At 43.4% G+C, this 13,357-nt stretch carries 11 protein-coding genes; 5 read left to right on the top strand and 6 right to left on the bottom strand.

The genetic code is table 11. The features are described from left to right. Nucleotides 1-210: 210 nt before the first annotated feature. Nucleotides 211-1,269 carry a nucleoid-associated protein gene (locus HYN49_RS09260; RefSeq protein ID WP_108903847.1) on the bottom strand — a complete coding sequence of 353 codons (1,059 nt, stop codon included), beginning with the start codon at nucleotides 1,267-1,269 and terminating at the stop codon, nucleotides 211-213. Nucleotides 1,270-1,465: 196 nt separating this feature from the next. Then, entirely contained in the window at nucleotides 1,466-1,999 is a 534-nt protein-coding gene (locus tag HYN49_RS09265; protein ID WP_108903848.1) for an IS1096 element passenger TnpR family protein, read from the bottom strand. A 418-nt stretch (nucleotides 2,000-2,417) separates the two neighbouring features. Here HYN49_RS09265 and prfA point away from each other — a divergent pair, with 418 nt between their 5' ends. Beyond that, nucleotides 2,418-3,494 carry a peptide chain release factor 1 gene (gene prfA, locus HYN49_RS09270; protein ID WP_108903849.1) on the top strand — a complete coding sequence of 359 codons (1,077 nt, stop codon included), beginning with the start codon at nucleotides 2,418-2,420 and terminating at the stop codon, nucleotides 3,492-3,494. A 63-nt stretch (nucleotides 3,495-3,557) separates the two neighbouring features. Next, nucleotides 3,558-4,376, top strand: coding sequence for an orotidine-5'-phosphate decarboxylase (gene pyrF, locus HYN49_RS09275; RefSeq protein ID WP_108903850.1), 819 nt, complete (start codon nucleotides 3,558-3,560; stop codon nucleotides 4,374-4,376). On the opposite strand, the gene thrC is transcribed toward pyrF, so the two are convergent. The 3 genes from thrC to thrA form a co-directional block, all read right to left on the bottom strand. Then, nucleotides 4,362-5,657, bottom strand: a complete 1,296-nt coding sequence (thrC, locus tag HYN49_RS09280) for a threonine synthase (protein WP_108903851.1) — start codon at nucleotides 5,655-5,657, stop codon at nucleotides 4,362-4,364. The two genes, pyrF and thrC, sit on opposite strands and share 15 nt — an antisense overlap. 47 nt (nucleotides 5,658-5,704) lie before the next feature. Then, nucleotides 5,705-6,634 (bottom strand): homoserine kinase, encoded by a 930-nt coding sequence (locus tag HYN49_RS09285; protein WP_108903852.1) that lies wholly within the window; start codon nucleotides 6,632-6,634, stop codon nucleotides 5,705-5,707. 92 nt (nucleotides 6,635-6,726) lie between these two features. Next, entirely contained in the window at nucleotides 6,727-9,183 is a 2,457-nt protein-coding gene (thrA, locus tag HYN49_RS09290; protein ID WP_108903853.1) for a bifunctional aspartate kinase/homoserine dehydrogenase I, read from the bottom strand. 403 nt (nucleotides 9,184-9,586) lie between these two features. Here thrA and hutH point away from each other — a divergent pair, with 403 nt between their 5' ends. The 3 genes from hutH to yaaA are packed head-to-tail and all read left to right on the top strand — an operon-like array spanning nucleotide 9,587 to nucleotide 12,497. Beyond that, nucleotides 9,587-11,095 carry a histidine ammonia-lyase gene (gene hutH, locus HYN49_RS09295; protein WP_108903854.1) on the top strand — a complete coding sequence of 503 codons (1,509 nt, stop codon included), beginning with the start codon at nucleotides 9,587-9,589 and terminating at the stop codon, nucleotides 11,093-11,095. Between the two features lie 59 nt (nucleotides 11,096-11,154). Further along, entirely contained in the window at nucleotides 11,155-11,706 is a 552-nt protein-coding gene (locus HYN49_RS09300) for a zinc ribbon domain-containing protein (protein ID WP_108903855.1), read from the top strand. A 32-nt stretch (nucleotides 11,707-11,738) separates the two neighbouring features. Continuing rightward, nucleotides 11,739-12,497, top strand: a complete 759-nt coding sequence (gene yaaA, locus HYN49_RS09305; RefSeq protein WP_108903856.1) for a peroxide stress protein YaaA — start codon at nucleotides 11,739-11,741, stop codon at nucleotides 12,495-12,497. Between the two features lie 2 nt (nucleotides 12,498-12,499). Here yaaA and HYN49_RS09310 read toward each other — a convergent pair whose 3' ends face one another. Further along, nucleotides 12,500-13,297, bottom strand: a complete 798-nt coding sequence (locus HYN49_RS09310) for a polysaccharide deacetylase family protein (RefSeq protein ID WP_108903857.1) — start codon at nucleotides 13,295-13,297, stop codon at nucleotides 12,500-12,502. Between the last annotated feature and the right edge of the window lie 60 nt (nucleotides 13,298-13,357).

Genomic DNA, 13,357 nt, shown 5'->3' on the forward strand with positions numbered 1-13,357 from the left:
GTGTGGGGCGAAACGCATTTCCATTTAAAACAAAACAATTATGGACTAACCTAAAAAACCCATTTATATGGTAATAGACGCAGGAAAAATGTAAAGGTTGCTTCTTTAATTAATAATTAACAGTTGTGAATTATGAATTACACCTTGCAAATAAAAAAGCCGGACAGCAATGTCCGGCTCATATCGTAATTCATAATTTGCAATTTGCAATTAACTTTTCTGTTCCTTATTAAAATACACCAGGTAATAATACATCTGCTTTTCTTCATCCCAGCCTTTTTCGACGAATTTCTCTGCACTTTCCGGATTGATGAAATCGAGCTTGATCTGGATGTTGGTATCGAGGTTGATCACATTCTTCATTTTGCGGCGCGCATCTGAGACGGCGGCATTCGCGATGGGGAACTCAGTCACGTCCTCGATGCTGTATTTCTCGCCTTTATCCACTTTGTAGCTTTTGAATTCCGGAATCAGGTCCGGATTGTCCAGCACTTCATTCAGGAAATTGGTTTCCTCAAACTGGTCATTTTTCGCAAAATAATTCACGGAACGGTTCATGAACATCACTTCTTCCTTCTTGTCCTCAGCCGGAAGCACAACGTCTTTGGCAAAATCCTGGCAGAATTTCAGGTACTTTTTCGTGATGAAATTCTCGTCCTGGAATGCGTCCACGGAAAGGAAATATTCGAGCCAGTAACGCGCATCATAACGATTGCTGTCTACCGTCAGGATTTTGTAACCTTCTTCTTTTTTATAATTGAAGATCAGACAGCCTTTGTCCAGTTTATTCAGGTTGATGCCCTGCTGGAGGATCATTTCAAGGTCGGTTCCTTTCTCCTGGAACTGTAAAAAATCGGTCTGCAATTCACTTTTGAAAATCCCGATGGCGTCCACCGGATTGTTATCAATCGTTAAATTGTTCAGGTACGTTACATACACTTCACCGTTCTTAATATGCGGGTGGTTTGACTGCTCATACAAATGATTTGTAATTTTTTTCGAAACCTCGTGCACATTCAAAGGATTCTCGAAAATCTCGGCAGCATATTTGAACATGTCGTTGTAATCCAGGTCCACTTCATGCGCAAACTGGAAGTAATTTTCCTCCTTGTCACGGAAAGGCTTAAAGAAATATTCCTTAATCAACGGCACGATTTCATCCTTGAGCATAAACGGTGCATCGGACAGGAAAATGGCTTCATTTCTGGATTTGTTCCCAACGCGGTGGATGGAAAGCGACTCGATGTGGGTATTGTATAGGTTTATCATTTTTGGAGTGGCAAAGCAGCAGAGTAACAAAGTTACAAAGTTTCATTGCGTTCGTTTTCTTTAGTTACAAAGTGCCAAAGCAACAAAGTTGCATGGCTTGCTTTGCGAGATATTAATATTTATTTTCTTAAATTGATTTTGGATATGGATTTTGATTTTCTGATAGTCAAACTTTGCTACTTTGCTACTTTGCAACTCAATTCCAATTCTCCTCAAATCCATAATCCTCAAAATTCTCCCCGCTGTCGAATTCGTCCAAATCGTCCTCGTCATACCCGTCTTCATCATATCCGAACTCATTTTCATCGGCTTCAAACTGTTTTTCACCGGCATCGGCAGGCATTTCACCATGCGCAAATAACATGGCAGGATAACTTTCCCCTAAAACAGGTTCCTCAATTGCAGCCAGTTCCACCAGGAAGGTCCACATGTTCAGGAAATCGTATACGTAAATGATTTTCGTACTGTCCTCATCCACAATCTGCGAAAGCAAATAATCAGACATCGTCATCTGCTCGCCGGGAACATCGCCGCCATCAAAAAGCGGAATTTCCTCATCCTGGTTCCACTGGTCATCACAGGTATAGAACGATGCCATTTCCAAACCATCAAACCCGAAAGCATTCACGATCGCATTGTGCAGATCCTCCAGCGTATCATTATCCATAATGGCAATATCACGGAAAACATCTTCCTCTGCATCGAGTATCGCCCTGAATTTATAAACCATAATCTTTGATTTTTATTGAAGGGCAAAGGTAAAATTTAATTCTGTTTTCAAATCAAAAAGTAATCAACAATCATGAAAATTATTTGGGCGTTCCCGCCTGCATTGCATAAGTTTTTTCATAGTCAATCACAGTGGCAGGCGGTCGGGCTTTCCGTTGCACCCGGGGCCAAAGGCCTAACTGACCGAAGGTAATCTTTTTAGATTTCCTTCTAGCCTCCGAAAATCTAAAAAGGATTTCCACTACACACGAGCGAAGCGACTGCCGAAGGAATCCCTAACGCGGGATTCCGAAAGTCAGCAAAGTCCGAATGTCCGTAAGACATCAATCGTTAAATAAGGCACAAATAATCTTTCGGACTTTCCCAACTTTCGGACTTTCCAACTTTTTCCGTAACTTTGCACTCCAAAAAGTAAAAAAATGCTAGACAGGCTCCAATACGTAAAACAGCGTTTCGACGAAATCTCCGACCTGATCATCCAGCCGGATGTCATCGCTGACCAGAAACGCTATGTCGCGTTAAATAAAGAATATAAGGAAGTTAAGGCACTCAACGAGAAGCGTGAGGAATACATGAATGTGCTTGGCAACATTGACGAGGCAAACGAGATCATTGCTGACGGCAGTGACCCTGAAATGTCTGAGATGGCACAGCTCCAGCTCGACGAAGCCAAACAAAGATTGCCTGAACTTGAAGAAGAAATCAAGTTCATGCTCATCCCTAAAGATGCCGAAGATGCAAAAAATGTAATGGTCGAAATACGCGCCGGAACAGGTGGGGACGAAGCCAGTATTTTTGCAGGCGATTTATTTCGCATGTATACCAAATACTGCGAAGGCCGCGGCTGGAGAACATCCGTAGTAGATATGAATGAGGGCACTTCAGGCGGTTTTAAAGAAATAATTTTTGAGGTTACCGGCGAAGATGTTTACGGCACTTTGAAATTTGAAGCCGGCGTACACCGCGTGCAACGTGTTCCGCAAACAGAAACCCAGGGCCGCGTACACACTTCCGCAGCCACTGTTATGGTGCTTCCTGAAGCTGAAGAATTCGACATACAGATAGATATGAACGATGTGCGTGTGGACTTTTTCTGTTCTTCAGGACCTGGAGGACAGTCGGTAAATACGACAAAATCGGCAGTGCGCTTAACACACATCCCAACCGGATTGGTGGCACAATGCCAGGACCAGAAATCGCAGCATAAAAATAAGGATAAGGCTTTAGGCGTTTTACGTTCGCGTTTGTACGAACAGGAATTGGCCAAAAAGCAGGAAGAAGATGCTAAAAAACGTACTTCTCAGGTAAGTTCAGGAGATCGTTCCGCAAAAATCCGTACCTATAATTATGCGCAGGGCCGCGTTACGGACCACAGGATTGGTATGGACGTATTTGATATGGACGGTGTCATGAACGGCAAAATCCAGAAACTGGTCGATGAGCTACAGTTGGTCAACAACATGGAAAAGCTGAAGGAAGCCAGTGAGATTTACTAAGAATATATGAATGCCTGCCTCCAAGCGGGCATTTTTTTTAACTTTGATTTACAATAACTACTAATGACAACATCGCAACTCACCCAACAAATACGTCAAAAAAAATCCTTCCTCTGCATCGGCCTTGATGTCGATTTAAATAAGATTCCAAAACACCTTCTTGAAACTGAAGACCCGATTTTCGAATTCAATAAAGCCATCATCGACGCGACCCATGATTTGGCGGTTTGCTATAAGCCAAATACTGCTTTTTACGAAGCTTATGGTTTGAAAGGCTGGCAATCTTTAGAAAAAACCATCCATTATTTAAACGAAAACCATCCCGAAATCTTCACCATCGCAGATGCGAAGCGCGGCGATATCGGAAATACGTCAACGATGTATGCAAAGGCTTTCCTCGAAGACCTTAATTTTGATTCGGTGACGGTGGCACCCTATATGGGAAAGGACTCCGTTGAGCCTTTTTTACAATTTGAAAACAAGCATGCGATCATGCTGGCCCTGACTTCAAATGAAGGCGCTTTTGATTTTCAGACTTTGGAAGCCCATGGTAAAGAACTTTACAAACAAGTCCTTGAAATTTCCAAAACCTGGAAAAATTCTGAAAGGCTCATGTATGTAGTCGGTGCCACGAAAGCGGAATATTTTACGGAAATCCGTAAAATCGTACCGGACAGTTTTTTGCTCGTTCCAGGCGTGGGTGCTCAGGGTGGCAGTTTATCTGAAGTCTGCAAATACGGAATGAACGACCATGTCGGTTTGCTGATCAATTCTTCGCGCGGGATTATTTACGCTTCCGCAGAAAATGATTTTGCAGAAAAGGCAAGGGAAGAAGCGATGAGAATTCAGGAAGAAATGAGCGCAATTTTATTGAACCATTAGAAAATCTTTAAGCGCGCTGTAAGAAGTGATTTTCACACTTTTTTTCTCTTTTCCCAAAACGCTCTGAATCTGCTCCGGGATATCAAGCGTAATGCCTAAAAGCGGTTCCACGTTTTCAGGAAACTTTATCGGATGTGCAGTTTCTAAAAATACACCGATGCTTCCCGGACGCTTTTCCATTTCCTTTTTCAATCCAAGATATCCGACGGCCCCATGCGGTTCAGCAATATAACCGGTTTTTCCGTAGATTGATGTCATGGCTGATTTTGTGTCCTCATCTGTAAAGGAGTACGAGGAAAAATCCTTTTCAAATTCCGCCAAATCATGATGATACAATTCCTGGATCCGTATGAAATTACTCGGATTCCCGACATCCATCGCGTTTGAGATGGTCGCTTTGGATGGTTTCGGCTCATACTTGCCATTTTCAAGAAACCTTGGTACCGTATCATTTGCATTTGTTGAAGCTACAAAACGGGCTATCGGTAAACCCAATCTTTTCGCCATAATACCTGCACAAATATTCCCGAAATTCCCGCTTGGGCACGAAAGGATAATCGGCTTGTTTTGTTTTTTCAATTGCTTGTAAGCGAAGAAAATATAAAACATCTGCGGCAGCCAGCGTGCAATATTAATAGAATTTGCCGAAGTCAGGTTTCGGGATTTAAGATCGTCATCCAAAAATGCCTGCTTCACCATATCCTGGCAATCATCAAAAACGCCGTCGACCTCCAAAGCGGTAATATTCTGCCCTAACGTCGTCAGTTGTCGTTCCTGCACATCGCTCACTTTTCCGGATGGATATAAAATCACCACATCAACACCTTTTACGCCCAGGAAGCCACTCGCTACTGCACCACCCGTATCGCCCGAAGTGGCGACTAAAACCGTATTGTGCAAATCAGGATTATTGCGGTTGAAATAGGCCAGGCAGCGTGCCATAAAACGTGCGCCCACATCCTTGAACGCCATTGTCGGGCCGTGGTATAACTCAAGCGAAAAGACGTTATCATCCACTTTTACAGTGGGAAAATCAAAGCATAAGGTTTCGGAAATGATTTTTTTCAGTTCGCTTTCAGGAATCTCATTGCCTACAAATTGCCTGATCGTCTCGAAAGCAATTTCCTCGTTTGACAAACTTTCAATATTATCGAAGAAGTTTTGCGTTAAAGAGGTGATTTTTTCCGGGAAATACAATCCTTTATCCGGTGCAAGTCCCTGAATCACTGCTTGCTGAAAAGAAACGTTCGGCGCATTGCGGTTTAAGCTGTAATATTTCATTTTTTTGTCAAAAAGTTAAGAGTCGAAAGGCGAAAGTCTCTGTAAAGTTATTTTAGGGCCAACACTTTTATCCCATTATCATTTATTTTTGATACATGGATTTCATAAGGCAATTTCATTTCATCATATATTTTGCACATGGCTCCAGCCACTTTTTCTGCCGTTTCCTTTCCTTTGCTTAAAGCAAAAATCGATGGGCCGGAGCCGGAAATCCCGCTTCCCAACGCACCATTTTCTTTTGCGGTTTTTTTAATCCGATCAAAACCTGGAATTAACACACTGCGGATGGGTTCGACAATTTCGTCATGCAGCGAACGACCTATCAGATCATAATCTTTGGTGTATAAACCGGCTACGAGTCCGCCGACATTTCCCCATTGCGCAATCGCGCTTTTCAGTGAAATATTCTGTTTGAGGACCGACCTGGCGTCCGACGTTTTGAGTTCAATCTGCGGATGGATTACCGTGGCATACAATTCCGGCGGACTCTCAATTCTGATGATGTCTAAAGGATCATAGCTCCGGACTAACGTAAATCCTCCCAAAAGCGCAGGCGCGACGTTATCGGCATGTGCGCTCCCGCTCGCGAGCTTTTCACCCTGCATCGCAAATTTTACCAGCGCTGCCGCAGAAAATGGATTTCCCAAAAGCGCATTGATCCCGAAAACCGCCCCGGCTGAACTGGCCGCCGAGCTTCCGATACCGCTTCCGGCCTTAATCTTTTTGTAGATTTCGATTTCAAATCCGCAATCGGCTTCCATTTCATCCAGCAATGCCAAAGCCGCCACACCGGAAACATTTTTTTCGGTTTCCAAAGGCAGATCGGCACCGACTATCTTGGTAATACGTACTCCTTTTACATCAGATTTCCTTACAATCATCTCATCACCGACATTGTCAAGGCAAACGCCGAGTACGTCGAATCCGCACGAAAGGTTCGCGATGGTGGCGGGGGAAAATAGTTTGATTTCATTCATAGTAGCAAAGTTACATAGTAAAAAAGTAGCAAAGTTTCCAATTGTGGTCAAAAAAACTTTGCCACTTTGTAACTGAGCTACTTTGGTACTTTTTATACATTCCCCACCCGGATCACATCGGCAAAAATTCCAGAAGCCGTTACCGCAGCACCTGCTCCGGCCCCTTTAATAATCAACGGTTGGTCGACATAGCGGTCGGTGTAAAACAATACGATATTGTCTTTCCCTTCCAGATTGTAAAAATCGTGGCCTTTCGGGATCAGCTGTAAACCTACGGATGCTTTTCCATTTTCAAACTGCGCGACATATTTCAGGCGGCAATCCTTGTCTGATGCTTCCTTATAAAGTGTGTCAAAATGGGATGCATTTGCTGTAAGCGAACTGAAGAAATCAGGCACATTATCAGTATCCAAAGATGCCTGGGGCAAAAAGGATTTGTTTTCGATGTCATTGATTTCCATTTCATAACCGCTTTCGCGAATGAGAATCAGGATTTTACGTGCGACATCGACACCGGAAAGGTCGATTTTCGGATCTGGTTCGGTGAAACCCTGCACGCCGGCTTCTTTGACTACATCATGGAACGAGGCATTTTCGTTGAAATTATTAAAGATGAAATTCAGACTTCCAGACAAAACAGCTTGTATTTTATTGACCTTATCGCCGGATGCAATCATTCGCTTCAAAGTGTCTATGATTGGCAATCCCGCGCCAACGTTGGTTTCGAATAAAAAAGGGGCGTTGTATTTTCGGGATAAATTTTTAAGATTCCGGTAATTGTGAAATTCCGATGCGCAGGCGATTTTGTTACAGGTAACTACTGCGATATTCTTTTCGAGATATTGTGCATAGGTTTTTGAAATTTCGGCATTGGCAGTAATATCAACGAAAACGCTATTGCGTAGATTGAGCGCTTTGACGCGTTCAATGAAACGTTCCTTATCGGCTTTTTCACCGTCTTCAAGCATGTTTTTCCAATCTTTCAGCGGAATCCCGTCTTCATCGAAAAGCATTTTACGTGAATTCGAAACCCCGATCAGGCGCACATTGAGTTTCATGTTTTCCTTCAGGTAGCGTTTCTGGCTGCTGATCTGCTCCATGAATTTTTCGCCGACGTTACCGACACCCATGACAAAAAGGTTCAGTTGCTTAATGTTGTCCTCAAAGAAACGTTCGTGTAGGGTATTCAACGCTTTCTGTACATCTTTCTCATTGATCACCACCGAAATATTCCTTTCCGAAGCGCCTTGTGCAATCGCCCGGATATTGACGTTGTTTTTTCCAAGCGTACTGAACATTTTTCCGCTCAATCCCTGATGGTTCCTCATATTTTCGCCTACCAGCGCAACAATGCAAAGGTTTTTTTCAACGATGCAGGGATCGATCCTGTGTTGTGCGATTTCGATTTCAAAAGCCAGGTCGATCGCTGTTTTGGCCATATCAGCATCCGAATTCTGAACACCGATACAGATGGAATGCTCAGATGATGCCTGCGTAATAAAAACCACATTGATGCCATGATTCGACAAAGCCTCGAAAAGCCTTTTCGAAAAACCCGAAACGCCAATAATCCCCGAGCCTTCAAGCGTCAGTAACGCCATCTTATCCATATGGCTGATGCCTTTAATCGGATTCGATTGCAGGTTGTTTTCGTTTGAAATATAGGTTCCGAATGCTTCCGGTTCGAAAGTATTCTTGATCAATATCGGAATATTGAGGTTCAAAACCGGCTGGATTGTGGGAGGATAAAGCACTTTGGCACCAAAATGCGAAAGCTCCATCGCTTCCTGATAGGAGATTTTCTCAATCGGTTGCGCCTGTTTGACCAATTTCGGGTTTGCGGTAAACATCCCATTTACATCAGTCCAGATTTCGAGTTCGGTGGCGTTTAAGGCTGCTGCTATGATTGCGGCGGTATAATCAGAACCGCCGCGGCCTAAAGTGGTATTGTTGCCATCAGTTGATGAGGCCACAAAACCCGGCATGACGGTAACGCGTTGCTGGTTTTCGCTGAAATAATCTGAAATCATTTTGTTTGTGAGCTCGAAATTCACTGCCGCCTTTCCGAAACTGCTGTTGGTTTTAATCAGTTCCCGGCTGTCTTTAAATCCTGTTTCCAAACCGAAATCAATATCGTGTTTCATCGCTTCCGAGATGATGCAAGATGACAGGATTTCGCCAAAACCGACAATCGTGTCCGAAGTTCTTGCAGACAATTCGCCCAGTAAAAAACATCCGTCAAGCAAGGTGTCAAGATGGTTGATGACGCGTTTCACGTGGCTTAACAGCGCACTTTGATGGTTTACGGGAATCAATTCCTTAATGGCTTCAAGATGTTTTTGCTCGATCAGGCGCGAGATTTCCTTGTAGTTTTCATCTTTCGCGGAAGCTTCACCGGAAGCCTTCAGCAGCAGATCGGTAACGCCGCTGAGCGCAGAAACGACGACAACAAGGCGACTTTCTTTAGATTTATTTTTTACGATATCGAGTACGCGGCCGATATTTGCGGCATCAGCAACCGAAGTGCCGCCAAATTTTAAAATTTTCATGATCGGGTAATTTTGTAGAGATGTAATAGCGTTTTATTTTCTTTCGAAAAAACAGGAATAGGATGATATGTGACAAATTTACCCCAAAGGGGTTGTAGTAGTGCCAATCGTTGAGCCTGTGGCTAACGCTGCTGGAAGAAGTGTCAATATGTAAACAGGATTTGTCATAAGCGTTTTGCCAAAAATACATTTTTTTAAATATAATGATGCCTTCTGTGAAATTTTTACGGATATCTTATAAAATGTGTGATGTGTAACTTGTTAAGAGTTGATTTTTTATTTAATTATTGCAAAAAATACTTATTCTGAAATTTGAGCGGTAGTGTAACTTATAATTATTATCAACAAACTTTGGATTTTAACCGCCGATTGCGGAATTTTGGGCTTTCAATCAAACCACATAATGGACAATACCCACTATATCAGTTCGGATATACTGACCTTCGAACAAATCAACGACATTATCATACAGCATAAAACGGTAGCACTTTCAGAAGAAGCGAAAGTGAATATCCAGAAATGCCGGGATTACCTCGACAACAAAATGCAAATGCATGACGACCCGATTTACGGCATCAACACCGGTTTCGGGTCGCTTTATAATATTAAGATATCAAAGGAAAACCTTTCCAAACTTCAGGAAAACCTGGTCAAGTCGCATGCGTGCGGCATCGGTGATGAAGTGCCGCAGCCCATCGTAAAACTGATGTTGTTGCTGAAAATCCAATCGTTAAGCTACGGAAATTCAGGCGTGCAGCTGATTACGGTCGAAAGGCTGGTTGATTTCTATAATAATGATATCCTTCCTGTAATCTATACACAAGGTTCGCTTGGCGCTTCTGGCGATCTGGCACCTTTGGCCCATTTATCGTTGCCATTGCTGGGATTGGGAGAAGTTTGTTTCGGGCATAAGAAATTACCGGCGATGGATGTATTGACCCATTTTGGCTGGAAACCGATCGAGTTGCAGTCGAAAGAAGGCCTGGCCTTGCTGAACGGAACACAGTTTATGAGCGCTTATGGCGTGTATGTATTGCTGAAAGCCTGTAAATACTCATACCTGGCAGATTTGATAGGGTCGGTTTCGTTAGAAGGATTTGACGGCAGGATCGAGCCTTTCAACGAATTGATCCATTACATCAGGCCACATAAAGGACAGGTTGTAACGGCGCGCCGCGTGACCGAATTCCTTGAAGGAAGCCAGATTATTTCCCAACATAAGCAGCATGTACAGGATCCGTATTCCTTCCGTTGCATGCCGCAGGTGCATGGCGCTTCAAAGGATGCCATCGATTATGTGAAGAAAGTTTTCAAGACCGAAGTGAATTCTGTAACCGATAACCCGAATATTTTCTGGGAAAGAGATACCATCATTTCCGGCGGGAATTTCCACGGGCAGCCATTGGCGCTGGCCTTGGATTTTATCGCCATCGCGCTGTCAGAACTGGGCAGTATTTCCGAAAGGCGTACTTACCAATTGATTTCCGGATTGCGTATGCTTCCGGCATTTTTGGTTGAAAATCCGGGGCTGAATTCCGGTTTCATGATTCCGCAGTATACTGCAGCAAGCATCGCCAGCCAGAACAAACAACTTTCTACCCCGGCAAGCGTCGACAGTATTGTTTCCTCGAACGGGCAGGAAGACCACGTGAGTATGGGCGCGAATGCTGCGGTTAAAGCACTCAAAGTGATGGAAAACCTCGAAAGGATTCTGGCGATAGAATTGATGAATGCATCCCAGGCGATACATTTCCGCGAACCATTGAAATCAAGTACTTTTATTGAAAGCTTCCTGAAATCTTACAGGGAAGACGTGCCGTTGGTAGGCGAGGACCGCATTTTACATTATGATATTGCTAAAACGGTGGAGTTTTTGAATAGTTTCCAGATTGAGGAAGATCTGTTTAATTAAATCAAGCTTAAGACAGCCAAGGCATAAAAGAGATTTTTATGCTAACTTAAAATTGCATTATGAAAATTACCTGTTCCCATTGCCATGCTGAAAACGATGCCGGATTGAAGTATTGTGTTACTTGTGGGTACGCTTTGCCTGTGCCGGAAATTCAGCAGCAACCCATCACAACTAAAAGTGAAGGCAAACCAAAAAGGACCTCAAAAATAAATATGAAGACCATTATAGGAATTGTGATTGGCACCGTATTCGGTACTTTCATATCCCAATATATTTTCTTTCCATCGGTAGAGCGGCAATTGTCGAAAGCGGCCGAAGAAGTGAACCAGAGGGCACCCGTCGTTATCGACCAGGACCTCAGGTTGAAAAGCGCCGAGGCGTTGCCAAACCGGACTTTTCAATACAATTACAACCTCATAAACTTAACGCGTGCGGAAGTAAAGACCGACACGGTTAAAAAATACCTGTTCCCGTCCGTGTTGCAGGCGGTAAAGACAAAACCGGAGCTTAAGGCGTTCCGCGACAACGACGTGACACTGATCTACAATTATATGGATAAGGATGACGAGTTTGTCATTAAGTACGTCATTACCCCGGATATGTATAAATAAACCTGCACGGCAATCGTTTTGAAAAAAATAGTATGAAAATCGTTATTTCCCCAGCAAAATCACTCGACTTCGAATCGCCGTTGCCCACCGAAAGGCATACGAAACACGCTTTTATGAAACAAAGCCGCATCGTGCAATCGGTGGTGAAAAAGAAAAAACCTGCGGAATTGATGGAATTGATGGACATTTCAGACAATCTTGCGCAACTCAACTGGCAGCGCAATAAAAAATGGAAAACGCCGTTCACGCCTGAAAATGCGCGCCCTGCGATGTATGCTTTTAATGGCGATGTGTACCAGGGATTGGATGCCTACACGATCCCGTTGGAAAAACTGGATAATTTGCAAAGCAGCCTACGCATCCTTTCAGGCTTGTATGGATTGCTGAAGCCTTTGGATTTAATCCAGCCTTACCGTTTGGAAATGGGCACGCAATTGCCCGTTGGTGATAACAAAAACCTGTATGAATTCTGGAAAGCCGATCTTACCAAAGCACTGAATAAGGAATTGAAAAAAAATGAATTGTTCATCAACCTCGCCAGCCAGGAATACTTTGGGGCGATTGATGCGAAAGCTTTGAAGGTTCCCGTAATTACGCCCGAGTTTATGGATTTTAAGGATGGTAAACTCAAGATGATCAGTTTTTTTGCAAAGAAAGCGCGCGGGATGATGGTGCGTTATATTTTGGATACGGATGCAAAGACCGTAGATGATTTGAAAGGCTTCAACTACGAAGGATATCAATTTGATGCGAATTTATCGAAGGGGAATAAGTTGGTTTTTACAAGGTAAACTCATTGCTGGCTTTGCCTGATATACTTCGCCACCTCCACCATCGTGGTTACCCAGATATCTTTCTCCCGCTTCTTTAAGTATTCCAGTAATTTCTGGTGCTCTTCTAAACTGATGTTCATCGGATGCTCGCCACCCACGCCGTGAAACAGGAACACTATGAATGAGTTTGCTTTTTCAGCTTCTTCCACCTGTGCAATCATTTGTGCGGCCGTGGTACCGTCTTCAATAAACGCACTGATGTTGGTCAAATCCACATTTTTCGCAGGAAGAAATCCTGATGCCACGCCTCTTGCGCCCACGAAATCATTTTTCAGCTGATTATAATATAACGTATCATGAATGGTGAAATCACCGCAGGGGTAGGCAAATGTCCTTTCGTTTTTCCCGTCAATGGCTTTCAGGAAAGCGTTGTTGATTCGGATTTCATTTACGGCACGCGCGACGGTATATCGTGTTAAATCATTTTCATTTCCAACCCAATCCCGTCCGGGTAAGGTTCCATCACAGGGATGGTTTAAAGTATGGTTGCCCAATTCGTGGCCTTGCGCGGCAGCTTTACGCCATTCGGGAATCCGGTTCGTCACTGCGGGGGATGACCCGATGAGGTAAAAAGTGCCTTTAAAATTGAATGCGTTCAATGCGGGAATCACTTTGTCGAGATGGATGTTTAGCGCATCATCATACGTCAGGACGACCGCACATTTCTTTCCGTTCCAAAGCTTTGTATGGGGTTGGGAATAGCTGAGAAAATGAAATAATGATAGTAAAATAACAATAGGAAATTGTTTCAATCTCATGATGGAAAGGTTTGATTTCCAAAGGTAATAAATTTCCGAAGTGTTCCCGAAAGGTTTACA

It is taken from the genome of Flavobacterium pallidum, assembly GCF_003097535.1.
GTDB classification, from domain to species: Bacteria; Bacteroidota; Bacteroidia; order Flavobacteriales; family Flavobacteriaceae; genus Flavobacterium; species Flavobacterium pallidum.

Bases quoted from the DNA above. Each gene is read 5' to 3' on its own strand.
- prfA (WP_108903849.1), top strand. From the start codon at position 2,418: ATGCTAGACAGGCTCCAATACGTAAAACAGCGTTTCGACGAAATCTCC.
- HYN49_RS09265 (WP_108903848.1), bottom strand. From the start codon at position 1,999: ATGGTTTATAAATTCAGGGCGATACTCGATGCAGAGGAAGATGTTTTC.
- HYN49_RS09285 (WP_108903852.1), bottom strand. From the start codon at position 6,634: ATGAATGAAATCAAACTATTTTCCCCCGCCACCATCGCGAACCTTTCG.
- hutH (WP_108903854.1), top strand. From the start codon at position 9,587: ATGGACAATACCCACTATATCAGTTCGGATATACTGACCTTCGAACAA.
- yaaA (WP_108903856.1), top strand. From the start codon at position 11,739: ATGAAAATCGTTATTTCCCCAGCAAAATCACTCGACTTCGAATCGCCG.
- thrA (WP_108903853.1), bottom strand. From the start codon at position 9,183: ATGAAAATTTTAAAATTTGGCGGCACTTCGGTTGCTGATGCCGCAAAT.
- thrC (WP_108903851.1), bottom strand. From the start codon at position 5,657: ATGAAATATTACAGCTTAAACCGCAATGCGCCGAACGTTTCTTTTCAG.
- pyrF (WP_108903850.1), top strand. From the start codon at position 3,558: ATGACAACATCGCAACTCACCCAACAAATACGTCAAAAAAAATCCTTC.
- HYN49_RS09310 (WP_108903857.1), bottom strand. From the start codon at position 13,297: ATGAGATTGAAACAATTTCCTATTGTTATTTTACTATCATTATTTCAT.
- HYN49_RS09300 (WP_108903855.1), top strand. From the start codon at position 11,155: ATGAAAATTACCTGTTCCCATTGCCATGCTGAAAACGATGCCGGATTG.
- HYN49_RS09260 (WP_108903847.1), bottom strand. From the start codon at position 1,269: ATGATAAACCTATACAATACCCACATCGAGTCGCTTTCCATCCACCGC.